General features: G+C 25.7%; 27 protein-coding genes. 13 read left to right on the top strand and 14 right to left on the bottom strand.

Annotation, left to right across the window (positions count from 1 at the left end):
* Positions 1–855 (top strand): solute carrier family 23 protein (locus HNP63_RS05850; RefSeq protein WP_183227500.1); only part of this gene is annotated, 855 nt, incomplete at its 5' end.
* A gap of 433 nt (positions 856–1288) precedes the next feature.
* Here the strand turns inward: HNP63_RS05850 and ospC are convergent.
* Positions 1289–1918 (bottom strand): outer surface protein OspC, encoded by a 630-nt coding sequence (gene ospC, locus HNP63_RS05845; RefSeq protein ID WP_183227498.1) that lies wholly within the window; start codon positions 1916–1918, stop codon positions 1289–1291.
* A 252-nt stretch (positions 1919–2170) separates the two neighbouring features.
* Here ospC and guaA point away from each other — a divergent pair, with 252 nt between their 5' ends.
* The 3 genes from guaA (at position 2171) to HNP63_RS07170 (ending at position 5171) form a co-directional block, all read left to right on the top strand.
* Positions 2171–3706, top strand: a complete 1536-nt coding sequence (gene guaA / locus HNP63_RS05840; RefSeq protein ID WP_183227495.1) for a glutamine-hydrolyzing GMP synthase — start codon at positions 2171–2173, stop codon at positions 3704–3706.
* A gap of 24 nt (positions 3707–3730) precedes the next feature.
* Positions 3731–4942, top strand: a complete 1212-nt coding sequence (gene guaB / locus HNP63_RS05835) for an inosine-5'-monophosphate dehydrogenase (protein ID WP_011600712.1) — start codon at positions 3731–3733, stop codon at positions 4940–4942.
* Between the two features lie 100 nt (positions 4943–5042).
* Complete coding sequence (locus tag HNP63_RS07170) at positions 5043–5171, top strand: hypothetical protein (protein WP_257786991.1); 129 nt, start codon at positions 5043–5045, stop codon at positions 5169–5171.
* Positions 5172–5222: 51 nt separating this feature from the next.
* On the opposite strand, the gene HNP63_RS05830 is transcribed toward HNP63_RS07170, so the two are convergent.
* The gene (locus HNP63_RS05830; protein ID WP_183227493.1) at positions 5223–6815 is read right to left on the bottom strand and encodes a peptide ABC transporter substrate-binding protein; all 1593 of its coding nucleotides are present in this window, start codon (positions 6813–6815) and stop codon (positions 5223–5225) included.
* Positions 6816–7574: 759 nt separating this feature from the next.
* On the opposite strand from HNP63_RS05830, the gene HNP63_RS05825 reads away from it, so the two are divergent.
* The gene (locus HNP63_RS05825) at positions 7575–8072 is read left to right on the top strand and encodes a hypothetical protein (RefSeq protein WP_011600709.1); all 498 of its coding nucleotides are present in this window, start codon (positions 7575–7577) and stop codon (positions 8070–8072) included.
* A 249-nt stretch (positions 8073–8321) separates the two neighbouring features.
* On the opposite strand, the gene HNP63_RS05820 is transcribed toward HNP63_RS05825, so the two are convergent.
* The 5 genes from HNP63_RS05820 to HNP63_RS05800 all read right to left on the bottom strand — a co-directional run bounded on the left by HNP63_RS05820 (position 8322) and on the right by HNP63_RS05800 (position 12310).
* Entirely contained in the window at positions 8322–8891 is a 570-nt protein-coding gene (locus tag HNP63_RS05820) for a chromosome replication/partitioning protein (protein ID WP_183227491.1), read from the bottom strand.
* A 65-nt stretch (positions 8892–8956) separates the two neighbouring features.
* On the bottom strand, positions 8957–9718 hold the full coding sequence (locus HNP63_RS05815; protein ID WP_183227489.1) for a ParA family protein: 762 nt from the start codon (positions 9716–9718) through the stop codon (positions 8957–8959).
* Positions 9694–10212 (bottom strand): DUF226 domain-containing protein, encoded by a 519-nt coding sequence (locus tag HNP63_RS05810; protein WP_012579233.1) that lies wholly within the window; start codon positions 10210–10212, stop codon positions 9694–9696. Before HNP63_RS05810 ends, HNP63_RS05815 begins: the two co-directional genes overlap by 25 nt.
* On the bottom strand, positions 10212–11150 hold the full coding sequence (locus HNP63_RS05805; RefSeq protein ID WP_183227487.1) for a plasmid maintenance protein: 939 nt from the start codon (positions 11148–11150) through the stop codon (positions 10212–10214). The genes HNP63_RS05810 and HNP63_RS05805 overlap by 1 nt, the downstream gene beginning before the upstream one ends.
* A gap of 131 nt (positions 11151–11281) precedes the next feature.
* Positions 11282–12310, bottom strand: coding sequence for a hypothetical protein (locus HNP63_RS05800; RefSeq protein ID WP_011600704.1), 1029 nt, complete (start codon positions 12308–12310; stop codon positions 11282–11284).
* A gap of 141 nt (positions 12311–12451) precedes the next feature.
* On the opposite strand from HNP63_RS05800, the gene HNP63_RS05795 reads away from it, so the two are divergent.
* The gene (locus HNP63_RS05795) at positions 12452–13081 is read left to right on the top strand and encodes a hypothetical protein (RefSeq protein ID WP_011600703.1); all 630 of its coding nucleotides are present in this window, start codon (positions 12452–12454) and stop codon (positions 13079–13081) included.
* Positions 13082–13102: 21 nt separating this feature from the next.
* Here HNP63_RS05795 and HNP63_RS05790 read toward each other — a convergent pair whose 3' ends face one another.
* From HNP63_RS05790 to HNP63_RS05780, 3 genes are read right to left on the bottom strand one after another with little or no spacing between them, the layout of a single operon-like run.
* Entirely contained in the window at positions 13103–14200 is a 1098-nt protein-coding gene (locus HNP63_RS05790; protein WP_183227485.1) for an alpha3-beta1 integrin-binding protein, read from the bottom strand.
* A gap of 1 nt (position 14201) precedes the next feature.
* A complete protein-coding gene (locus HNP63_RS05785; protein WP_183227483.1) occupies positions 14202–14528 on the bottom strand; it encodes a PTS sugar transporter subunit IIB in 327 nt (108 codons plus the stop codon).
* 8 nt (positions 14529–14536) lie between these two features.
* Positions 14537–14884, bottom strand: coding sequence for a PTS sugar transporter subunit IIA (locus tag HNP63_RS05780; protein ID WP_011600700.1), 348 nt, complete (start codon positions 14882–14884; stop codon positions 14537–14539).
* A gap of 202 nt (positions 14885–15086) precedes the next feature.
* Between HNP63_RS05780 and celB the strand changes: the two genes are divergently transcribed.
* The 3 genes from celB (at position 15087) to HNP63_RS05765 (ending at position 18534) form a co-directional block, all read left to right on the top strand.
* Positions 15087–16409, top strand: coding sequence for a PTS cellobiose transporter subunit IIC (gene celB / locus HNP63_RS05775; protein ID WP_011600699.1), 1323 nt, complete (start codon positions 15087–15089; stop codon positions 16407–16409).
* A gap of 243 nt (positions 16410–16652) precedes the next feature.
* Entirely contained in the window at positions 16653–18002 is a 1350-nt protein-coding gene (gene resT / locus HNP63_RS05770; RefSeq protein WP_011600698.1) for a telomere resolvase ResT, read from the top strand.
* An 85-nt stretch (positions 18003–18087) separates the two neighbouring features.
* Positions 18088–18534, top strand: a complete 447-nt coding sequence (locus HNP63_RS05765) for a hypothetical protein (RefSeq protein WP_011600697.1) — start codon at positions 18088–18090, stop codon at positions 18532–18534.
* Here HNP63_RS05765 and HNP63_RS05760 read toward each other — a convergent pair.
* From HNP63_RS05760 to HNP63_RS05750, 3 genes are all read right to left on the bottom strand, one after another.
* Positions 18518–18799 carry an acylphosphatase gene (locus HNP63_RS05760; protein ID WP_011600696.1) on the bottom strand — a complete coding sequence of 94 codons (282 nt, stop codon included), beginning with the start codon at positions 18797–18799 and terminating at the stop codon, positions 18518–18520. The two genes, HNP63_RS05765 and HNP63_RS05760, sit on opposite strands and share 17 nt — an antisense overlap.
* A gap of 91 nt (positions 18800–18890) precedes the next feature.
* Positions 18891–20516, bottom strand: coding sequence for a PTS transporter subunit EIIC (locus tag HNP63_RS05755; RefSeq protein ID WP_012579235.1), 1626 nt, complete (start codon positions 20514–20516; stop codon positions 18891–18893).
* A gap of 331 nt (positions 20517–20847) precedes the next feature.
* On the bottom strand, positions 20848–22092 hold the full coding sequence (locus tag HNP63_RS05750; RefSeq protein ID WP_011600721.1) for an ankyrin repeat domain-containing protein: 1245 nt from the start codon (positions 22090–22092) through the stop codon (positions 20848–20850).
* Between the two features lie 101 nt (positions 22093–22193).
* Here HNP63_RS05750 and HNP63_RS05745 point away from each other — a divergent pair, with 101 nt between their 5' ends.
* Positions 22194–22745: a hypothetical protein gene (locus HNP63_RS05745; RefSeq protein WP_011600720.1), complete on the top strand. Its 552-nt coding sequence runs from the start codon at positions 22194–22196 to the stop codon at positions 22743–22745.
* A gap of 9 nt (positions 22746–22754) precedes the next feature.
* Here the strand turns inward: HNP63_RS05745 and HNP63_RS05740 are convergent, their stop codons facing one another.
* Complete coding sequence (locus HNP63_RS05740) at positions 22755–23450, bottom strand: ImmA/IrrE family metallo-endopeptidase (RefSeq protein WP_073999347.1); 696 nt, start codon at positions 23448–23450, stop codon at positions 22755–22757.
* A gap of 46 nt (positions 23451–23496) precedes the next feature.
* On the opposite strand from HNP63_RS05740, the gene HNP63_RS05735 reads away from it, so the two are divergent.
* The 3 genes from HNP63_RS05735 to HNP63_RS05725 all read left to right on the top strand — a co-directional run.
* Positions 23497–24009 carry a hypothetical protein gene (locus tag HNP63_RS05735; protein ID WP_011600718.1) on the top strand — a complete coding sequence of 171 codons (513 nt, stop codon included), beginning with the start codon at positions 23497–23499 and terminating at the stop codon, positions 24007–24009.
* Complete coding sequence (locus HNP63_RS05730; protein WP_044052355.1) at positions 23984–24487, top strand: hypothetical protein; 504 nt, start codon at positions 23984–23986, stop codon at positions 24485–24487. The genes HNP63_RS05735 and HNP63_RS05730 overlap by 26 nt, the downstream gene beginning before the upstream one ends.
* A 74-nt stretch (positions 24488–24561) precedes the next feature.
* On the top strand, positions 24562–25148 hold a 587-nt coding region (locus tag HNP63_RS05725), incomplete at its 3' end, for a solute carrier family 23 protein (protein WP_183227481.1).

Below are 25148 nucleotides of genomic sequence, written 5' to 3'. Positions count from 1 at the left end.
ATCGGATCATTTATTGACTTAAAAGTTTTATTTACATTTTTAGGATTATTTTTTATTGTAATTTTTGAACAATTAAATGTACGAGGAAGTATACTATGGGCAATTTGCTCAGTCACTGCTATATCCTGGATATATGCGATCTTTAATCCAGAAAGTGCAGTTGCTGCGGGAATACGTTTTCCAGACGGAATTTTGAGATTCGAATCTATTAAGCCAATATTTAATCAATTAGATTTTTCTTATATTTTGAGTGAGCATTTTTGGAGCTTTATTACAATTGTATTGATATTACTGTTTAATGATTTATTTGATACTTTAGGCACTTTAATAGCAGTAGCAGCAAAAGGTAATATGTTAGACAAAAACGGAAAAATTCCCAATGTTGGCAAAATATTTTTAATTGATGCCATTTCTACTACTATTGGAGCAATAATGGGAATGTCAACTGTAACAGCATACATTGAAAGTTGCACGGGAATAGAAGAAGGTGGTAAAACTGGACTTACAGTAATAGTAACGGGAATAATGTTCTTTATTGCAATATTCCTTTCACCATTATTTATTGCTGTTCCTGCTAGTGCAACTGCTGCAGCACTAATATATGTAGGATTTTCAATGTGCAGAGAAATAATAAAAATTAATTTCTCTAATATAAGAGAAAATGTTTCCAGTTTTTTAATACTTTTTTTAATTCCCTTAACATACAATATCTCTTCAGGAATAAGCATTGGAATAATATTTTATGTTTTAATAAATATAATACTTAATTTGTTGGAAAATAAAAAAAATAAAATCTCTCCGATAATGGTAATACTGTGTATAGTTTTTATTATTAAATTTATTTATGGTTATTAACTGATTTACTATTTATAAAAAAAATTTAAAATTTGCAATTTTAAAAAACTAAATTGTAAATCATAAAAAAAGTTTTTATCGTTAAAATATTTTGCCTATTAGACAACTTTATAAAAGCTCACATAAAACCAAAGAAACCACTTATTATCTTTAAAAGTCTGTCAAAACTTTGCAATCTCTAAATCAAATTGCCGTCTAATTTTGTTTATAAGTAAAATACTTAGAGCTAATCTATTACTACTTTTGAAATACGTTTGATTCCTTTTAAGAAAAACTTCAAGTTAAATTCATTTAATCCTTATTTAAAATGCATTTTAAGAAATTTTTTAGAAAAATAAAAAAATAAAAGCCAAGAAATCTTTCTTGACTCTATATTGACTTTATTTTTCCAATTACTTTTTTAAAACAAATTAATCTTATAATATTGATCTAATTAAGGTTTTTTTGGACTTTCTGCTACAACAGGGCTTGTAAGCTCTTTAACTGAATTACTTAATGCTTCTTTAGCTGCTTTTGACAAGCTTTCTACTGATTTAAACAACTCTTCAAGTTCTTTAGCACCCTTAGTTTTAGTCCCATTTGTTTTCAAAATTGCTTCTTTTGAATCAGCATCAGTAGCATTATGTTTTCCAAGATCTGCGTTACTATCTTGTAGCTTTTTAGTAAATGCTTCGGAACATTTCTTGGCCTCCGCAATTTCTTTATTTAATCCTTCTAGACCTTTCAATCCATCTAATTTTTGTTTTATTAGGGTTGATATTGCATAGGCTCCTGCTAATAATGATCCGTTTTTATCCGCTTCGTTACCCAAACCATTTGCCTCTATTTTTTTACCAATAGTTTTAGCAAGTTCATCTATAGATGAAAGCAAAGCCTCAACTTCTTTCACAGCTAGTACAACTGCATTGGAATCTGTAATTTTTTTGCTTATTTCTGTAAGATTAGGTCCTTTCGCAGACTCATCAGGATTAGTAGATGCAATATCCCCACCTTTCCCTGAATTATTACAAGATATAAATAAAAATAAAGTCATTAATATCGCACTTAATGTATTCTTTTTCATTAATTTGTGCCTCCTTTTTATGAATTAATAGTCCAACAATTTTTCTTTTCAATTTTTTATATAAAAAAAATAATTTTTCAAGAGTAATATTTTAAATAATTTTTCAATAAATCAATTTGAAAAATTATTTAAAATATTACAAACATTGTCTTAATTTAATTCTAAGGTTGGCAGAAACAAAGCTAAATATGCTATAATTAAATGACATGCACTTTAATAAGAAAACTTTTATTTATTTTAAGGACTCGTATAATGAATGCTCGTGCAATACTTATATTAGATTTTGGATCCCAATATAGTCAGCTAATTGCAAGAAGAATTAGAGAAATTGGCGTTTATACAAAAGTAATACCTTACTGTACCCCTTTAAAAGAAATTGAAAATATGAACATTGCAGGAATAATACTAAGTGGAGGGCCCGCCTCTGTTTACTCAAAAGATGCCCCTACCTTGAATATGGAAATTTTTAATTTAAAAATACCCGTTTTAGGTATATGTTATGGAATGCAATTAATTGTTAAATTATTTGGAGGCCTAGTATCTAAAGACTGTAAACAAGAATATGGAAGTTCCGAGCTCTTTTTAAAAAATGAAAAATCTCTTTTATTTTCAGAACTTCCAAACAAATTTCAAATTATTATGAGTCATGGAGATAGTATTGAAAAGATTCCCAACAATTTTAAACAGTTAGCTTTTACAAAAAATTGTATTGCTTCTATATCAGATGAAACTCAAAAAATTTATGGTCTACAATTTCATCCAGAAGTAACTCATTCTGAATTTGGTGATCAAATACTTAAAAATTTTGTTTTTAAAATTTGCCAAGCTCAAACCAATTGGTCATTAGAAGGTAATATAGAAACCATTGTGGAAAAAATTAAGCTTAAAGTAGGCAGCAAAAAGGTTATTTTGGGGCTTTCTGGTGGCACAGACTCTTTAGTCTGTGCATTACTTATAAAAAAGGCAATAAAAGGAAATTTAATCTGTGTTTTTGTAAACACTGGTTTATTGCGTAAAAATGAAGATAAAAAAATACTAGAATTAAAGCAGCAATATGATTTAAATATACAATACATTAATGCTTCTGAAAAATTCTTGAACCATTTAAAAAATATAAGTGATCCTGAGGAAAAAAGAAAAATAATAGGAAAAGAATTTGTAAATGTTTTTGAAAAAATTACTCTAGGAGATCAAAATATAGAATATTTAGCCCAAGGAACAATTTATTCTGACGTCATTGAATCTAAATCAAAAAATAACGCTTCTTCAAAAATTAAATCTCATCACAATGTGGGGGGACTTCCAGATAAGATGAGTTTAAAACTTTTAGAACCTTTGAATGAATTTTTTAAAGATGAAATAATTCAAATAGGAATAAATCTAGGTATTAAAAAAGAAGATCTATATAGACACCCATTTCCGGGTCCAGGACTAGCTATAAGAATAATTGGAGAAATAACACAAGAGAAGATAAATATCTTGCAAGAAGCAGACAATATCCTCATAGAAGAGCTTTTTATAAATGATTTATATTATGAAATAAGACAAGCATTTGTTGTATTGCTGCCTGTTAAATCTGTGGGCGTAATGGGGGATCAAAGAACATATGAATACACAGCTGTCATTAGATGTGTAAATACTCAAGACTTCATGACTGCAGAATGGACTGAGCTTCCTTATAATTTTTTAAAAAAAGTTTCTTCAAGAATAATTAATGAAGTTAGAGGTATAAACAGGGTTTGCTATGATATATCTTCCAAGCCTCCATCAACCATAGAATGGGAATAATAAAAACAACAAAAAGGAAACTTTATGACAAACAAGATAATAAAAGAAGCTTTGACTTTTGATGATGTGTCTTTAATTCCAAGAAAATCTTCTATATTACCTAGTGAGGTTAGCTTAAAAACACAGTTGACAAAAAACATATCCTTAAATATACCATTTTTAAGCTCAGCTATGGATACTGTTACAGAAAGCCAAATGGCAATAGCTATTGCTAAAGAAGGCGGAATAGGGATTATACATAAAAATATGTCAATAGAGGCTCAAAAAAAAGAAATTGAGAAAGTAAAAACATATAAAGCCCAAAAAACCATCAACACTAATAAGGTTACAAACGAACAAGAAACCAAAATGCTTACAAAGCAATATTTAGAAGAACCCGAAATACATAAAAATACAGAACACAAAGAAGATTTTTCTAATGCATGTAAAGATTTAAATAGCAAGCTAAGAGTAGGAGCTGCTATTTCTATTGATATTGATACCATAGAACGAGTTGAAGAACTTGTAAAAGCACATGTAGATCTGATTGTCATAGACTCTGCCCACGGGCATTCTACAAGAATAATAGAACTTGTAAAAACAATTAAAAACAAGTACCCAAATTTAGACCTTATTGCTGGCAATATAGTAACTAAAGAAGCCGCATTAGATTTAATCAATGCAGGAGCAGACTGTTTAAAAGTAGGAATAGGTCCAGGTAGTATATGCACAACAAGAATCGTTGCAGGGGTTGGCGTTCCCCAAATAACAGCAATCTGCGACGTTTATGAAGTTTGCAAAAACACAAATATTTGCATTATAGCAGATGGTGGAATCCGGTTTTCAGGAGATGTAGTTAAAGCCATTGCAGCAGGAGCTGATAGTGTAATGATAGGAAATCTCTTTGCAGGCGCGAAAGAATCTCCTTCAGAGGAAATAATTTACAATGGAAAGAAATTCAAATCTTACGTTGGAATGGGTTCTATTTCCGCTATGAAAAGGGGCTCTAAATCAAGATATTTTCAACTCGAGAACAACGAGCCTAAAAAATTAGTCCCTGAAGGAATTGAAGGTATGGTACCGTATTCTGGAGAATTAAAAGATATTTTGAACCAACTAAAAGGTGGATTAATGTCTGGAATGGGTTATTTAGGAGCAATCACAATATCTGATTTAAAAATAAATTCTAAGTTTGTAAAAATAAGCCATTCTTCATTAAAAGAATCGCATCCACACGATGTTTTTAAAATGCCATAAAGATACAAAATCTCTATCAAATTATATAACTATTTTCATTAAACTGTTAAAATATTGCATTATCTTTCGAAGAAATAAAAAACTTGATAGGAGAAAAATAATGAAAAATATAATAATGTCATCTGTTTTTGCAATACTTTTTCTAGCATTAATGCACTCAGCATTTACTTTATTAAAAAATAATAACTCTAAAATAATTAAATTAATAAGAAATGAATTTTTAAAATAAAAATTCATTTCTTATTTTTGTTTATAGTCAGATCTTTGATCTGACTATAAATTATTTAATTGGCTTTATTTCAGATAAATTAAATCTTTCCGAAATATTTGGCTCCCAACCTTTCCACCTGTCGTTCCTAAAAAGATAACTAGAAGAAATTATATTAATAAATATACCCGGAAAATCTCTTTCAATTATTATTGCTTCTGCTTTTTTTAGAATTTCTTGTCTTTCAAAAATATTACTTTCATGATCTGACTTTATTAAAAGTTTATCATATTCGGAATTTGAATATCCATAAGATGAAAAAGCTGTGTTTTCGGTTTTAAAGATGCTTAAAAATGTCATAGGATCAGCATAATCACCTGACCACCCTGCCCTTATTATTTCATAATTACCATTTACTCGACTATTTATATATGTTGACCACTCTTCATTCTCAAGCTGGACATTAATATTTAAATTTTTCTTCCACTGATTTTGAATAAATTCAGCAATTTTTCTCTGCCTATCACTTGTATTATACTTTACTTTCAATAAAGGAAAATTTTTACCATTAGGATATCCCGCATCCACTAAAAGCTTCTTTGCCATTTCAACATCAAATAAGCTTAAATTGCTTTTGTAAGAGTAATCAATATAATCTGGCGTTGCTCTTCTTGTAGGAATAGAACTATCATTCAGAACGCTCTCTGTTAAAGTTTTCCTATCAATGGCAAGAGATAGCGCCTTTCTAACTTCAACATTGTCAAGCGGTTTTACTTTGGTATTCAAAGAATAAAAATAGGTTGAATTAGTGCCTATTGAATAATAATCATCTCTAAGCTTAAGATCCTTAAGTAAATCGGGTGGAATATTGTTAAAAATTGCATCTAGTTCATCATTTAAATACATATTATAAGCTGTAATGCTATTGTCTGTGATAAAAAATATAATATTGTCAAGAACAACATCTTTAGATTTATAATATTTATTATTCTTTTCAAGAATAATTTTTTCATTTAAAACTCTAGATTTTAATTTGAAAGGGCCACTAACAACCATATTCTCAGGATTTGTCCACTCTTGCCCATGCTTTTCAATAACGTGAACTGGTACAGGAACAAACGTTTGATGTACTAACATATCAAGAAAATATGGCTTTGGTGATTTTAACGTTATTTCTAAAGTTTTCTCATCAAGAGCCTTAATTCCAAGATCAGACTCATTCACTTTACCATCAAAATACTCTTCTGCATTTTTTATAGTAGACTTAATAATGTTAACAAGAGACGAGCTGGTTTCTTTATCTAAAATTCTAAGATATGATTTTCTTATTCCTTCAGCAGTAATAGCAACTCCATCGCTCCAAACAAGATTATCTCTTAAATAAAATGTATAAACTAGTCCTTCATTAGAAAGATCCCAACTTTTAGCAAGTCCAGGCCTATATCCCCCAGTTCTGGGATCTCCATCTAAAATACCAAGGAACATTTGACTTACAATCTTTGATCCAAATGTATCGTTTATTAATTGAGCATCTAAAGTAGCAGGTTCACTTCCAATATTTAACTTAAATACTAATTTGTGCCCATCATTTTCCTTAACACAAGAAATAAATAAGATTACATTGAAAAATAATACGGCTTTTAACTTTTTTATCAATACTTTCATATCAAGAATCCTTACAGGTTTTCATAAATTTAAATTTTGACTATATTTTATTATATATGAAATATAATTTCATATTAACATTATTGAAAGCACTTAAACTACTCTTAAAATAAAACACTTATATTTATTCTTCATCAAAGAAAATATCTATTATGTTTTGATTTTCAATTTTTATCCGGGCATATTCCAAATAAAGAACTTCCTTTGCCTAAAGGTAGTGTTAAATATGAAATTTAATTTACAAGTTATAATTTAATTATCATTTTTTAAAATTCAATATTAATTTATTAATAGATAAATAATAGAAATTTAAAAACTATTTTTATATACAATAACCATTGGAAATGAAAATAATAAAAAATTATAATCTTTTTAATACAAGCCTTGTAAAGGCTAAACAAAAACCCTTAAAACAAGGGTTTAAAGATTCATAATAAATAATTAAAAAATAAAGAAAAATTTTAAAATTCTATAAACAAAAAAATATTCATAAAAACAAAAGAACTTAAATGTTTATAATTCTTAAAACTAACCTTTCGATTCCTAAAAATAGTCTTGTGAGTATTAAAAATACTCACAAGATTGACAGACTATAGTAAATATAATTTAGAAAACAAACTTTCTTAATCTTATTTTTTTTTAAAAAAAAATAAGATTAAGAAATAAAAATTAATTTTTTAAAAATTATTTGCAATGATCTAATAAAAAATATATTATTATGTTCATTGGGTTATAATTTTTTTACCAAAGGAGAGGGATATGGTATTATATCGAGATCAATTAAAATTTTTAAAATTGCTGGGATTTTTTTTATTAATATCTTGCACTTCCTTAAGTGTTGAGCACGACCAATTTGGAAAAACATTTAGAATATACCAAAGTTTAAACAAAAATGCAGAACTTAAAGGGATTTTTAATTATAAAACAGGAATAACTAAAATAGTTTTATATACAAAGTTTAGGAACCATAGTATCACAGAGCAGAATCCTTTATTACTACCAGATGGAACTAGAATTGAAGGAAAAATAAGTTATAAAAGGGATAATAACCATTTTTTTGGCAATTGGATTAATTACTCCTCATTTGTTTTGTCCAAGTCTTTATTAGAAAAAATGATAAAAGAAGAAGATGCTTCTTACAAGAATGATGAAGTTAAAATTAAAATTGGATTAGAAGATTTAAGCTTAAAAAAATATAAAATCTTAGATTTCTTAGTAATGGTTGAATCAATCGAAAATAAAGATTATAAAAATTAATTTTTATAATCTTTATTGGTTTTTTATTTCCTATTTTAAATAAGAATTTAATTGTAAATAAATTTAAATAAAGGATGTATGATTCCTATTTTAATAATTTATAAAAATGACAAAGGCTACCTTATGGTAGCCAACTTATTATTCTAATCAAACAACAAGAGCGAGACATTGCATCTCAATCTATATAAATTATTATATAGTATTTTGATTTTTTGTAAAGTGTTTTTGAAACATTTTTTAAATGTAGTATTACTTTATAAATTCAGAGTATTGTTTTTTCTCTTTTAAATTGTCATATTTATTTTTAATATTTGTAAGTAACTTTTGATTGTTATAATATAATTCTTTTAGTAAGAAACTTACAAAGTTTATATTTGATTTATAAAAATCAAAGCTTTTTTCGTCATCGATTTTTAGCTTAAAGGACCTATTTAATATATTTTTTGGGTTAGCTATAATTCCATTATTTTCTAAAATTTGTATAGCATAATTTATTCCTTTTTTTAAAATTAATTCGTAATTTATCTTACCACTATCAATTCCTATTGCTAGTTTCATATATCTATAGACAGTAGTTTTTGCCATATTATAATCTTTTATGAAATGATTAAAGCTTTTATATTTATCTATGACGTAATATTTATTATCGTTAATTTCTTTTAAAATTCTAGCTGTTTCAATTTTATTATAGGATTCCTCTTTTATTAAAATTTTTAGTTTTTCTTTTAATTTTAAATACCTAGATTCTCTGTTTTTTTTTATTTCGTTTCCATTGAGTTCGACCCTTTTAACAATTTCTATTTTTTTATTTAATTTCATTGGTTATTTTCTCCATTGCATACTTTCAAATTAGTTCCATATGGAACTAATAATTCCATATGGAACTAATTTGAAAGTATGCTTAAGAAATTTTCAAGTATATTTTCATAGGCTTTATAATAATCCTCGTTAAAATTAAAATCTTCTCTATAAAAAATAGTTTTACGCAAATTATCTCTTTTTGGCACACTTCCTAAAAAACTTCCTTTATACTCACATTCAATAAATTTTTTAAGTTCTTTATCGATATTTTGTCTCTCAATAAATTTAGTTATTAAATAAAATGTTGGCAAATCCTCTCTAAAAAGATCTTGAAGTCTACTGGTTATTAGATCTAAACTTTCAATTGCCCACTGATCTGTTGGCAAAGGTATAATTAAATAGTCTGTAATTATTAAGCTATTATTAAGCAAACTTCCCAATGTGGGTGCCGTATCCATTATGATAAAATCATATCTATTTTGAATGAAGCTTAAAAATATTTTAAGTAAATTTTCTTTTAATGAAATGCTTTCCTCATTAAATTTGCTTAAGTTTATATGACTTGCTATGAAGTCTATATTGTTATTTATTTTGATTATTGAATTTTCTATATCTATTTCTTTTTTAAGAACTTTGTATATATTAATGTTTTTTAAGTTAATCTTTCTTTTTCTTATAATATTAATATGAAAACTTGTACTACTTGCTTGTGGGTCTAAATCTATCAATAATATTTTGTGATTTTTTTTTGAAAGTATATTTGTAAACATTAATGATGTTGTGCTTTTGCCAACACCACCTTTAATTGATGCAATTGTTATTATTTTTGGTTTTTTTTTATCCAATTTAATATTCCTTTACTATTTTCATATTTTTTGCCATAAAATTTGTGGATTTCCTCTTCAATTTTCAAAGTTCTTTCTAAAAGGGATTTATAGAAAATTTTATTTTTGTTTTTATTTCTAGTGAATATGTATATATTCCTTAAATAACAAAAAACACTTCCTTTTTTGAATCTGAATTCCATGTAAAATATTTTTTTTAATCTTATAGTTTTTTTTGTTCCTTTTTCTGAGTAAGTTATAATAAATGGTTTTGAAAGATTTATGAAACCATAAAAAATTCCTAGAAATTTATCATTTTCTTTTATTGAAAATAAATGAAAGCTTTCGTATTTTTTATGGTTAAAGACGTTTCTTAGACATAACCAAAATTTTCCTTTTTTCGGTTTTGCTTCAAAATTATTTATCATACTAAAAATTTTAGTATGATAAATAATTTTGTTTTCTAATTTTTCAATTTTGTTAAAAAATTTTTTTTTTGTTTCTTTATTTTCCATCAATTTTCTTTAACTTTGATTTGTAATTTTTTATCATATTCTTGTGTTTTTATTAGATTTTTCATTAATACAACAGCATTTTTTATATTATTTGGTTTATGAATTTGTGGTTCGTTTTCGAATCTTATTCTTCCATTTCTTCTGTTTTTATTTTTAAATTCTCTTATTAATTCATTAAAATCCGTATTTTTAAAGTTTTTTGACATAAACCATACTTTATTTTTCTTTTTTTTTAAAGTTTTCTTAAAAAATTTTATGATTTTTGCTTCATCGTATTCGTATAATTCTTCCATAAAATCTTTTAAGTTCCATAATGAATTTTTGTAACTTATTTTGTTTTGTGTTATTTCTTTTATTTCTTCTAGATTTATTAATTTTGATTTTCTTTTGATTTCTTTTTCTAAGAAGTTTATTGTTTTTTTTAAGTTTTGTTTTTTAAAAAAAAATCTAGAATTCTTATAAGTTTTACTTATATTTTTACCTAAAACATGTGAAGTTATTTGATATGAAATTTTATATTTTTGAGATTCTTCTATTATTTTAAATTTTTTTAGTTCTTTGTTTTTTGATTTTTCATGTTTAATTTTTTTATTAATAAAATATGCTGTGCTGATAATTTTTTTTGCGAATTTTTCAAGTGCTTTATTTATTGTGTAGTAAGTAAAGCTACCATTGTTTTTCCCAAGCGGATTGAAATGGCTTTTAATTAATCCCAAATTTTCAAAAATTTTTATATCATTTTGTATTGTTCTTTTAGTAACCTTTTTGAAACCTTTTTTTTCCAATATAGAATTTGTCATTGCTACAACATTACTTAGAGAATATTTTTTTTTAGACGTGAAGTAGTTAGCGCCCAGTTTTTGAATGACCCAAAATATTTTCAATCTTCGGTCTACTACTTTATTAAAAGGCATCTTATTACTTGTTAACTGATACATTTTAAGCTCCTATCGTTTGATCGTTTATTGCATTAAGCATTGCAATTAATGATAATATACATATTAAAAAAAGTAAAGTTTTATTAGTAAATAAATATTCAAGTAAGCATAATTTTATGCTTACTTGAATATTACCTACTTGATTGTATATTTTTTATACAATGATCCACTTCTTTTAAGAATTTTAAAAGAAGTGGTTTATATATTTCAAATGTGAATTCACCCTTTTCTCCGTAAGATTTTAATTTCAAAGTAATATCTTTTTCAATATTTTTTGTCAGCTCGATTATTTTTTGTGGACTTAATACTATATTTAATGTTTCTTTTATTGTTTTTGAATCCTTTAAAGTTCTCACGGGTGGCTCAATTTTTAATTTTCTATCATTTTCATCATAAATAGAGTGTAGAAAGCGCAATTGATCAGAGTATAAGCTTAAATTTAAAAACAGGATATTTAAATTTTCACAGGGGTAATAATTTGCTATTAAAAATGTTTCATAAGTTTCTGAGGGCGTGTTTGATTTTTCAAATAATTTCGGAATTTTCATACTATAGATATAATAATCTTCTATTTCATTATATTCTGTTTTAAGCTCTGTTTTTTCAATTTCAATTTTTCTATTATCAATGCGTTTTTGTAATATATTTTGGGATATTTTAGTTTCTTTATCAAAATCTGTTAAATATTCTAAAATATAATCCTTATTAAATTTTGTGCTATGTGATACATTCCAATTATCCTGAAAGTCAATGTTAATGTATTTCCCTATACTTTTATCGTAGATGTGGGTTAACAGATCTCTTGAATTAGCTAGTGAAATACTAATAATGCTTTTATTAAAGCCGGATTTTACTTTAAGCTCTGCTTTATATTCTAGATAATTGATTTTTTCTTCATTTATTAAAATACTTTCAGGATTTATTTGTAATCCTTTTTTTTCGATGTAAATATTAACTTTAAAATTCTCTTTTTCTGTTAAAGGGTTATATACCCCCACAATAGATATTTTATTGTCATAATTTCTGCTTATTATTGAATCTTCTTGAAATTTCAGTTTTCCTAATTTATGACTTGTATCATGTAGATTGAAATTACCATTTGGCATAGATTTACAACCTAAAATTAATAAAAATAATGAAATGTATTTAAGGTATTTCATTTTTTATTCCTTAAGTGATTTTATATAAATGTAATTCTAGTGCAATAATTATATTCTTTTTGGTTTTAATTATTGAATAATTTGTTATACTTTTTATGTAAGCTTTTCATTAATATTATAATATTTCATGAGAAATTTTAAATGAAAAAAAAGTTTAATTTTATTTTTGCCTTTATTCTTTTTTTATTTTCATGTAATATTAGTGCTTCTTCAATTTTTATTAGACCTTTAGATGAAGCAATAAAAATTGAGATTGGTTTATATGAATCGTTAGGAAATGGTAAATTTAAAACCGGTATTCATACTAAGGATTACTTTAATTCTATTAAAGATATTAGCTATTATTCTTATTTTTTTATTTTGGATAAATTTAGTAATAATATTGTAATGAAACTTGCTTTAAGTTCTAAAAAAGCAAGTTTATTAACCTATGATTTTGGCATTTTTTTTGATCATAAATTTAAATTGACAATTTCTAATTTAAATTCAAATGAATCCGAATTCAATGTTATTAATAGTTTTAACAAAAAAATTGCTTTAAAAAATAATATCAATAGTAACATTCAAAATGTTATCACTATTATTTTAAATTTGGATGATATAAAAGCCATTAATCGGGACTTTGAACTTAAAAATTATATTGATGATCTTAATTCTACTACTAATGAATTTATATATTTTCTTGATAGTTCTAAAAATTTTGATTTAAGAGAGTCTTACATTACTATCTATTATTATGTACTTAAAGCAATTGAAAAATTTTTACAATAAATAAACTTTTTATTTGGGTATTTATTTATTTTCTATTATTTTGAATTTTTCCCAAGGTTCTATTTTTTCAAGCAGATATAATTCTTCACTGACTATTTTTCCAACTACGTTTGTAAGACCATTATTTGGGGTATCTTTTAGCGATATTTGAAGCTCTCCCGCATAACCCAAATATTTTGAAGAGTCTATTAATATGTCTCCTTTTTTGATTTCATTTGGGGAATGTACAGGAAATTTTTTATTATTGTAGTATACTCTTGGCATAGTTGATCGAATTCTATAAGAATTAATATCTCCTCTATTAAAATGTAAATTTTCTAGTATTATTTCTTTTTCCACTAGAGTTGCTTTTGGATTTAGGTCTGCTTTAAGCTCTAAAACGCTTCTGTTTACTTTTGATACTTTTTTTAGCTCTGTTTCACTTGGAAAACAATTAGAAATTAGGACAGTGTCTATTCCTTCTTTGAAAAGATCTTTTGCCTGGGTTTCTATATCTTTAGATCTGTGTGATTCTAGTGTAGGAACGCCTTCTTTTTCTTTTCCTCGTGCACATTCTTCTGCATTATTAGAACTAATGAATGCAGCTGTTGGGATTGAATAATGTTTAAATATTTTTGTTGTTTCTTTAAAGAAAGTTCTTGAAAGTCCTGTATATTTGTGGGGATAAAAATTATGACATCCGAGCAAATTTTTTATATTAGGCTTAAAATACATTATTGTATTAATATGTTTATTTATATTGCTTATATTAAGTTGAATCTTAAGGTCAGAATCGTTGAAAGTCATTAATGATTCTTCAATGCCTGTAAATGTATTGTCTAATCTGATTGCCCAAGCACCAAGTTTTTTAAAATAATCTAGTTTTGTACAATTTCTAAGATTTGAAAGATCAATTTCCAATTCTTTGAAAATATTAGGACTTACATCAATAATAGGTTTCATTCCGTTCTTATTTGCAATATTGAGTAATTCTTTGAACACGTCAAATTCATTTCCGTTAATATAGAGTAAAGAGGTAAATACTTGAGTAAATCCAAAATGAGCACTTTTTTCAAGATATTCAATAATTTTATTTTTAGGGCTTACATTAGGGTATATAGATATTCCAATTTCTTTCATGTTAACCTTCTTTAAAAGAACTTTTATTATTAAGTGCATTAATTGCAAGTTGTAATACTTTTTCTCCATTCATTGTTCCATAATCGATTGTGTTAATTATTTCGATTGGAATTCCTTTTGGTTTTGTAATTTCTTCAAGTCTTTTTTTATTGAATCTTGACTGTGGTGCAAGTAAAACAACATCAAATCGGTCAACAACTTCGCCAAGTCGTGTTTCAGCAATAGCTTCAATTTTTGCATTTATATTGTTTGCTTTGGCATATTTTTCAATTCTTTGTACCAGCATACTTGTGGACATTCCAGCTCCACATACAAGTAGTATGTTCATATTTTCTCCTATTTTTTTATTTCATTTATTATTTTGTAAACATTAATTAATTCTTCAAAAATGCTTAATTCTGAAATTGCAGACATTAAATGATCTTCAGCATGAATTAAAATAAAAGGTGTTTTAACAGAGTTTGGATTAGTGGCCGATTGTTGTATTATTTCTCTATGTGCTTCATGAGCCTTTGCAATAGAATTTTTACTTTCTTGTATAGTAAGCGCTGCTTTTTCATAGTCTTTGTTTTTAGCGTATTCCAAAGCTTCTCTTAGAAAGCTTTTAGCTTCACCAGAGTAAGCTACAACAGGCATACTTATTTTATCTACTAATTCTTCTATGCTATATATCTTTTTATTCATATATAATGAACACTCCTTTTATTTTATAAATCAATAATTTATATTGTTTAATATATCTTATAATATATTATATTATAAGATATATTTAAAATAAATAATTTTATTTTAAATATATCTTATAAGGATTTTGATATAATAATATTAATTAATAATAAGTTGTTAATTGTAATTTTTAATTAGTTTTTATTGGAGGATGCTTTTCATGAGTTTTCAAGATTTTATTGAAACCACTTTAGTTCCTATTGCTAGTAAAATTGGTTCAAATAAATATTTAATTGCTTTAAGAGATGGTTTTACTTTTTCTATGCCCTTTTTGATAGTTGGTTCTTTTATTTTACTTTTAGTGAATTTGCCCTTTACAGATTCTCAAACATTGTTATATCAACAGTGGTATGTTGATTTAATGGCTAAATATAAAGGAAATCTTGTTCAGCCATTTTATGTAAGTATGGGGATTATGTCTATATTTGTTGTTTTCGGTATTGGTTACAACTTATCTAATCATTACAAGCTTAGTGGGATTACGGGGGGATTTCTATCTCTTTATACATTTTTAATTTTAGCTGGGCAATCAGATTGGATACCTTATGCTGGTGATTCTGCTAAATGGGGAATTCAGCCTAATGCATGGTTTCCTGTAATTGATGCGAGATATTTTAGCGCTCAAGGAGTATTTACAGCTATTATTTCTGCTATTTTTTCTGTTGAAGTTTATAAATTTTTAGTTCAAAAAAATATGGCAATTAAACTCCCAGAGTCTGTTCCGCCTGCTGTTTTAAAATCTTTTGAAGCTTTAATACCCGTTGTTGTACTTTCAATTGTAGCTCAAAGTGTTAATGTTGCTATTCAAAGTTCTGTAGGAAGCCTTTTCCCCGAAATAATTATGAGTGTGTTTAGGCCTGTTTTGAGAATTAGCGATACTTTAGTTGGGACTTTAATGATTGCTTTTATTGTTCATACATTATGGTTTTGTGGTCTTCATGGTACTAATGTTATTGTTGCTCTGCTTAATCCCATAACTCTAACAAATCTTGACTCTAATATTAGGGCTCTTTCTGACAATCTTCCACTTCCTCATATTTTAGCGGGGGGATTTCTTGACTCGTTTGTATATATTGGTGGTGCTGGTGCAACTTTAGGGCTTGTTATTGCTATGATGTTTAGTAAATCTCAACATCTAAAGGCCATAGGTAGACTTTCATTTGCTCCTGGTCTTTTTAACATTAATGAACCTATTATGTTTGGAGCACCAATAGTTTTAAATCCCATATTAGGGATTCCCTTTTTACTTATTCCTATGTTTAATATAATTGTCGCATATACTCTTACTAATTTTGGAATTATTGAAAGAGTCAGAACCTTGACTCCATGGACAACCCCTGCCCCTATTGCGGCTTTTTTGTCTACAGGGCTTGATATTAAATCTTTTGTTCTGGTTTTATTGTTATTAATTATTTCGGTATTTATGTACTTGCCCTTTATAAAAGCATATGATAAAGTTCTACTTTTGCAGGAAAAAGAATAGCAAATTTTTTTGAATTACTATTACAAAACTTGTGATAAAAATATCAAAGAGCTATTTATAAATAGCTCTTTGATAGGCAATAAAATAATTTATTTAAAATTTCTATTTTAGATCAATTAAAAGATTAACCGCTATGAATATAGCACAATATTTTATGATTTAACTTAATATATAGTTATGTTTTTAGGAAATTAGAATTTTTTACTTAGCTAAAAATTTTAAACTTGGTATAATTGAATTAACATGCCTCCAAAAGTGAAGATAAAAAATGATTTTGAAATATTTAGAAAAGAATTAGAAATTCTATATAAAAGATATCTTAATAATGAGCTTTCTTATTTAAAATTGAAAGAAAAAATAAAAATTCTTGCAGAGAATCACAAAGCCATTCTTTTTAGAAAAGATAAATTTACAAATCGTTCAATAATATTAAATCTTTCAAAAACCAGGAAAATAATTAAAGAATATATTAATCTTTCAGTAATTGAAAAGCTTAGAAAAGATAATACTTTTTTATTTTTTTGGAAATCAAAAAAAATAAAAGAATTAAAAAATATAGGAATTAAAGATCAGAGAAAAATAGAAGAGTTAATATTGTTAAATCAACTTAATAATGAGAAACCTTATTTCCAATATTTTATAGATTTATTTGTAACTCCAAAATGGTTAAATGATTATGCTCATAAATATAAAATTGAAAAAATTAATAGCTATAGGAAAGAACAGATATTTGTTAAAATTAATTTAAATACCTATATTGAAATAATTAAGCTTTTATTAAATCAAAATCGGGATATTAGATTGAAATTTTATGGAGTTTTAATGGCAATAGGTCGTCGCCCTGTTGAAGTAATGAAGCTTTCCCAATTTTATATCGCAGATAAAAATCATATTCGTATGGAGGTTATTGCAAAAAAACGAGATAATAATATTATTAATGAAGTTGTTTTTCCAGTTTTTGCAGATCCCGAATTAATAATTAATTCTATAAAAGAAATACGCTATATGGAGCAAACCGAGAATCTTACTAAAGAGTTAATTTCTTCAAATCTTACATACAGTTATAATAGATTGTTTCGTCAAATTTTTAATAATATTTTTGCTCCTGAAGAATCTGTTTATTTTTGCAGAGCTATTTATTGTAAATTTTCTTATCTTGCATTTGCGCCCAAAAACATGGAAATGAATTACTGGATAACAAAAGTTTTAGGACACGAGCCAAACGATATAACAACAGCCTTTCATTACAATAGGTATGTCTTGGATAATTTAGATGATAAGGCAGACAATAATTTATTAAAATTGCTTAATCAAAGAATTTATACATATGTTAGACGTAAAGCTACTTACTCTATCCTTACAATGGAGCGTTTAGAAAGTTTAATAAAAGAACCTCGTATGTTTGATGACAATTATATTAAAACGTTGATTATAATTAAAAATTTGATGTTAAAGGACAATTTAGAAACTTTAGCTATGGTTAGAGGATTGAATGTTAAAATTCGCAAAGCTTTTAAATCTGCATACGGATACAATTATAACTACATAAAACTTACAGAATATTTATCAATAATTTTTAATTATAAACTATAGTTTTTGTTTGTTTATATTTTAATTATTGTTAATACATTTAGGAAATATTAGGAAATATTTTATTAATAAGATATTATATATTGATATGAAAATAGGTCTTCGTTATTTCTTTAAAAAAATTTTAAAATCTAATGACAATAGAACGATTTATATTTCTTATCTTTATGATAAGTTGGCTTCAGTTAAGCCAGCAGGAGATTGGCTTAAAATTTATTTTAAAGATTCTAAAAGGGGTAAAAAATATTTTATTCTTTTTAATAGAAATGGTTCAAATGGTAGTTTTATTTCATGTAGATTTTTGAAAACAGGTAGTAATTGTGGTCTTGATATTAAATTTTCTGATGGCAATTTGAATATCTTTTGTAGAGACAGAAAGTCTTTAGAATTTTTAAAATTTAAAGTTGAACATTTTTTTAGAGCTACTGTGGCTTATTCCAAGAATAATAATACTTATGTGAGCAATATTAAGTTAAGGACTAAAAAAGTTAAGACGCTTATCAAACTAGAAGCAAATTCTAATAATAAATTTTAAAGTTATTAAATTGAAAAGGATATTTTTCATCTAAAGTTTTTTTCTCAATATTTTCAATGTTTGAATACCTATTCCCATTTTTTAATAAATTTTCAAATTTTTTAATTTGTTCTTTAGTGTTAAAGAAAGCTACAATTTCTACCCTTCCATCGTTTAGATTTTTCACAAACCCTTTTAATTTCATATTATTTGCTACTTGTTCTGTAAAAAATCTAAACCCAACGCCTTGTACTTTACCAGAAATAAAATATTGTTGTTTATACATTATTACCTTCTTTGTATAGAATCTATCCAATAGAAAAACTATATACTTTTTCTATTGGATTAGCTGTTTTTATATTTTTTTTAAAAAAATTTTACATAAGCTTATCGATTTCCATTCTTATGTTATCGGATAATCCTCCAAATACAATTTGGACGCTATTTCCTTTTTTTAATATTCCACTAGCACCCAAATTTTTGAAATAGGTATCTGATTTGATGAATTCTATTTGTTTTAGATTAACTCTTAATCTTGATGCACATGCATCAAGATATGTAATATTATCTTTTCCTCCAAGGCCCTCTAATACTTTTAAAGCAGTTTCTGATAAATTTGTTTTTTCTGAACTTATATCTTTTTCCATTTCTTCATCTTCTCTTCCGATTGTTTTAAGATTGAATTTCATGATTACAAATTTAAATATAAAGTAGAATCCAATAAAGTAGAAGATTCCTAAGATAGGAATTGCTATCCAATTTGTTTTACTATTTCCTTGAAGTATTCCAAATAGAAACATATCTATAAATCCTCCAGAAAATGTTAGTCCAACTCCTACGTTTAAAAGGTGTGTTAAAAGATACGCCAATCCAAAAAGAGGAACATATATAAAGTAATAAAGCGCTGGTGCTGCAAAAAGGAATGCAAATTCAAGAGGTTCTGTAATTCCTGTTAACATTGATGTAAAGCTAGCAGATAGTAGCAATGAAGCTACGTTTTTTTTATTTTCGGGTTTTGATGTATGGTACATAGCAAGAGCAGCTCCAGGTAATCCAAAAATCATAACAACAAATTCTCCGCTAAAAAATCTTGTTCCCTTTGCAACTTCAAAGTGTACAGTATTGGTATCCCCAAGTTGCTTGAAGAATATATTTTGTGCTCCTGATATGAGTTCTCCATTTATTTCTAATGTTCCACCAACAGCTGTTTGCCAAAATGGTAAGTAAAATATATGGTGAAGTCCAAATGGAATTAAGGATCTTTTTATTGCTCCATATGCAAATGTTCCAAAAAGCCCAGATTGTTCTACAATTTGCCCAAACGAAGTCATTGCACCTTGAATGAAAGGCCAAATAAATGTTAAAAATATCCCTACTACAAACATGGTTATTGTGGTTATGATTGGTACAAATCTTGTGCCTCCAAAAAATGCTAAAAATGTGGGTAATTGAATATTATAGAATCTGTTATGAAGAAAAACAGCAACAAATCCTGCTACTAGTCCCCCCATTACGCTCATTTGAAGAGAGAATATTCCAAGTACATTTGTATATTCCTGACTTTTTGCAGTTGCAGCTGTTTCAGGCATTCCTAATTCTAATAGTGCTTTTAAGCTTGCGCTTTCTGGTGTGATTCCTTGTATATATAAGATTCCATTTATAGTTTGGTGCATAACTAAAAAACCAACTACTCCTGCTAAAGCAGCTGTTCCTTTTTCTACTTTAGCAAGTCCTATTGGAATTGCTGCTGCAAACATTAAAGGTAAGTTAGCAAAAATTACTTCTCCTGTATATTTCATAAGGTAAAGTATTGAGCTTGCTACAGTTCCTTTTCCAAGTATTCCTTCTAATCCATAAGCCTGAATCATTGTTTCGTTGGTAAATGCTCCTCCGATTCCCAATAAAATTCCAGCTGCTGGTAAAAGTGCTATAGGAAGCATGAAAGCTTTTCCTACTTTTTGTAATATTGTAAATATAGATATAGATGCGGATGATGTTGACATAATTTTCCCCTTTTTATTAAGTTCAAATTAATTAATTAAAATAATTAATTTGAATAATACGCTTAATATCTTAACAATATTTTTCAATCTTGTAAATATTATAGTGTGGAATAAATAATGGTATATTAAATTATTGTTTATAAAATTTTGTATTTCTAAAAAGTGTTAAAGATTAGTTTCAATTTAATTTTATGTTAATTATTATTAAAGTATCGGCTATATCTTGTTCCTATTGCAATTGTTTCAAATTAAGTTTAGATTTAATAAATCAGATTAATTCAGGTTAAAATTTTTTGTCATGCTAATTGCTGATTAAAGTAGCATGACAAAGTTAAATTCCGATTAAATATTTATAGATTTCACTAGTTTTATCCGAGTAATCTATAGGGAGTTTATTCTCGCTATCTCTGATATTTGGATTGGCACCTTTTTTGATAAGTGATTTAATAAATTCCAATTCATATTTATGAATTATGGCAATATGAAGAGCCGTTTGAGAACTTTGATTTGTTAAATTGATATTAAATTCTTTTGTTATTAAATAATTTATTATACTTTTTGCTTTTACATTTATGGCATAAGTAAATATTGGATTGCCGTTAGAAAATATTGTATTTAATGAAAAAATATTATCATTTTTTGCTAAAAATTCTATAAAATCATCAAGTTTATCATTTTCAGTTAAATGTTGTAGTTGCTTTTTTTTATCAATGTATAAACTATACTCTTTTTTGAGTTTTATTGTCTTGAGAAAATTGTCTTTATTTTCTTGCAAGTCTATGTAATAAGGGCTGGTTTCTATATTATTTTTATAATATTCTATAGGGATGATAGTATTGTTTTCATCAAGGTAGTAAACGTTTATTAATTCCTTGAAGTATATATTTTTATTTTCTTGGATTATGTCAAATCTAACTTTATAGCTTTCAAATTTTCTAAAGGGAATTAAATTGTAATTTTGATCGTAAAACAGCAATTCTGTTATTTGTCCGTTTGTATTTTTTATAACAGGAATAATATTTCCATTCGCATCAATACTTATTTCTGTATTTTCTCCATTTAGAATAGGTAATTTATATTTATTATAAATAGGTGTAATATTTTCTTTTATTTGTTCTAATTTTTTTTGAATTTCTGAATTTGTTGCTTTGACGTAATTTTTATAATTTGTTTGAATTTCATAAGAACTTTTGCCGATGTTTTGAGCATATTTTTCAAAGCTAGCATTAAATACTGTATATATTGGATCAAATTTTGACATCAATTCCATTCTTACTGGTACTGGAAAATTTAGTAGATATTTTTGAAAAAATTGTTCGTTTATATTATGTATTTCAAAAAATTCTTTTTCAAAAATATTAAAATTTTCTAATAACTGCTTTTCAGTGAAGTAATAAGATAAATTTGAACTAATAATAAAAAGAGTAAAAAAAGTTAAATAATATAAAAAGTATAAATTTTTTAATTTATCTCTAATTTTATTTCGTAAGTTTTTATTAAAAATTGTAAAAGATAAAAATCCAATAACAAGGTACCCAGAATATAGAAATATTTTGCTTAGCGCATAATAACTCATTTAGCATCCTTTTAAAGTTTATTTTTACATTATATCAAAATATTTATATATTTTTATTTACTTTACTTTATTTTATTAAAAGAATACAATTAAAGCATTAAATGAAGAAGTTTTTAATTCCTGTTTATTTTTTATTACTTTGGGGTTGTTCAACGATTTCTTTGGTTAAAATACCAGAAAAAGATAAAATAAATTTAACTGTTTTAACATCTTTGATGAATTATCCTGATTTGAAGATTTCAAATTTTAAAATAAAAGACTATGAGTATTTATATCGTTCATCTGATTTTGAAAGTTTGAATAATATAAAAGATAGTGCTTATGTTTGTGTTGATGAATCTAATTTTAATAGTAATATTAATCTTATTAAAGACCTTTTTATTTATAATAAGAGATTATATGGAATACTTATTGCTTATAGCTTGACTCAAGGTGCATCTTTTAAGGCAGAAGTTTTGTCTTATCTTGAAAAACAAAGAATTATAAAAAATTTTTCATTAAAAATAAATTTTCCAACTGCTAAAAAATTTATGGACAATAAGTATTGTGTTATAATTGCAAAAACCCATTTAGATTCTCTTATTAAGAGTAAAAATTATTTAGTCTTAGCTAATGTAAAAATGGAATATATACTCAAAAAGTTTTCAACTTAAAAAAGCTTTTTACTCTAGATCTTCGAATATTTTTTTAATTCTCTCTTTTTTTTCAAGTTCATATTTTTCCAAATCAAGAGCTATTGATTCTTTAATTTTATCTGTATTATGGAGGTAAATATTAGCTTCCATTTTATTTTTTATATTTTTAATTTTTAAAAATTTTTTACTCTTTTTTATTTTATCTATTTTATTAAGGTCATTAAGTATGCTTAATTTTAAATAAATTGTATTTTCGGTTACTTGAAATTCTTTTGCTATTGCTTTTTGAGGGTACTCTCTAGACTTATATTGAGATAATTTTAATTGTAATGTAGTTGTTGGAACTAAAATGTTTGCTGCAAATATATTGGCTTCTGTTACCATTTGACTATCTTGTATATCATTATAATAGTTTTCATTTTTAGATAGATTTTTAATTTGATCTTGATGCATCAAATAATGCCCCAAGTGTTTTGCTATTGTAAATCTTTTATTTTCAAGACTCATATTCTCATTTATATATAAAGATTTTTCATTTAATTGAATATATCCTGAAAAATCTTTATGTTTGTTTTGAAAACCTATTTCAAAAATTTTAAGATCTTCTCCCATAGCAATTTTTATTATAGGAACAGGAATAAGTAATATTTTATGTTTTAGTATTATATAATCCGAATAGACTTTAGAATTTTCAATATAAGAGCTGAAGTTGTTTTCATTCATTTAATATAAATACTCTCCTTTCTGTATTGTATAATATAAGTTAATTATGAAATATAGTTTTTCTTTGATTTTAATGGTTTTTATTTGTTCTTCTTGCAAGATTTTGAATATTGCTGAAGATTTAGAAAAAAATTTTGAAAAAATTGAAAGAGCAGATTATTTTCTTTATTTTTATCCAGATAGTCAAATCTACATTAAAAAAGATAAATCCAGTAATAAATTTACTGTTTTTTTAAATGTTATGCTAGACTCAAATTTAAATTTTACTAAAGGGTATTTAAAATTAATTCAAGACAGTAAATATATTGGAAGTATCGCCATTTCTAAGGTGGTTAGCATTGGAAACTTTAAGTTTTTATACATTAATCTTGATAAAAATAATTTCGCACTTATGTCAAGAGCTTTAACTCCTTACAAAAAGCTAGTTTTTTTATTTAACGAGGAGTCTTTTCAGGTTTGGACTAAGGACACCTTACAATATGATCCAAGATTTATTGATGTTAATTTTGAGAATACAAAAAATACTTTAGAATATGCATTTAAAAATAAAATTTTATAAAAGCCTCCATATATTATTGACTGTATTGAAAATTCTTAAAAAGAATTTATTATGTTTTTATTTAATACTTTTAACATTATCTTGCTCTACAATCCCTTTTGACGGTATTCCTGAATTAAAAAAAGATTCTAAATATATTAAATTAATTCAAGAGAATAATAAAATTTCTTTAAGACATTATTTTACTATTTCTAATAAGTGGAATTTAAGGTACAAAGAACCTTTATTTTTAAAAGTTGGGAATGATATAATTGCCTTGTTTCTATTTAATCGTCACAAGCTAATTGATCACAAATATATTCAAACCTTTTTTAGCGTTGGAAAAGATATTTCTTTAAAAGCTTATTTAAAGCTTATTAAAGCTAGAAAATTTGTTATTACAAATAGTTCTGAAAGGGTTATTAAAACTATTGTATTTTCAAATTTACCTGACAGTGAAAATATTCTTTTCCAAAACATTATGATTAATAAGATTTAATAAATCTTTAAAAAGAATTAAAAGGTTAATGGTTATGATTAAAAATATTTTTAAACAATAAAAAGGAAAGTTTTATGGAAAAATATGTAAAAGGTTTATATTTCCAATTTAAAAACAACGATATTAATTATAGAAAGGAAATTTTTGCAGGCATTACTACTTTTTTAAGTATGTCATATATTATAGCTGTTAACCCCGCAATACTATCTAACACAGGTATGCCAATTGGTGCATTAGTTACTGCGACCTGTCTAACAGCAGCATTTTCTACTATATTAATGGGGCTTTATACTAATACACCGCTAGCATTGGCTTCTGGAATGAGTTTAAATGCATTTTTTGCATTTTCTGTGGTAATTGGAATGAATATTCCTTGGCAAGTTGCATTAGCCGCTGTTTTTATTGAAGGACTAATTTTTATTTTTTTATCTTTTTTAAGGGTAAGAGAGCAAATTATAAATTCTATTCCAATAAATCTAAAATACTCTATCTCAGTTGGAATAGGACTTTTTATTGCTTTTATTGGCTTTGTCAATGGTGGAATAGTTATTAAAAATGATGCTACGTTAGTTGGAATCGGATCATTTATTGACTTAAAAGTTTTATTTACATTTTTAGGATTATTTTTTATTGTAATTTTTGAACAATTAAATGTACGAGG

This window comes from Borreliella afzelii (assembly GCF_014202295.1).
Lineage (GTDB): Bacteria > Spirochaetota > Spirochaetia > Borreliales > Borreliaceae > Borreliella > Borreliella afzelii.
This window is presented reverse-complemented; position numbering and strand designations above follow the sequence as displayed.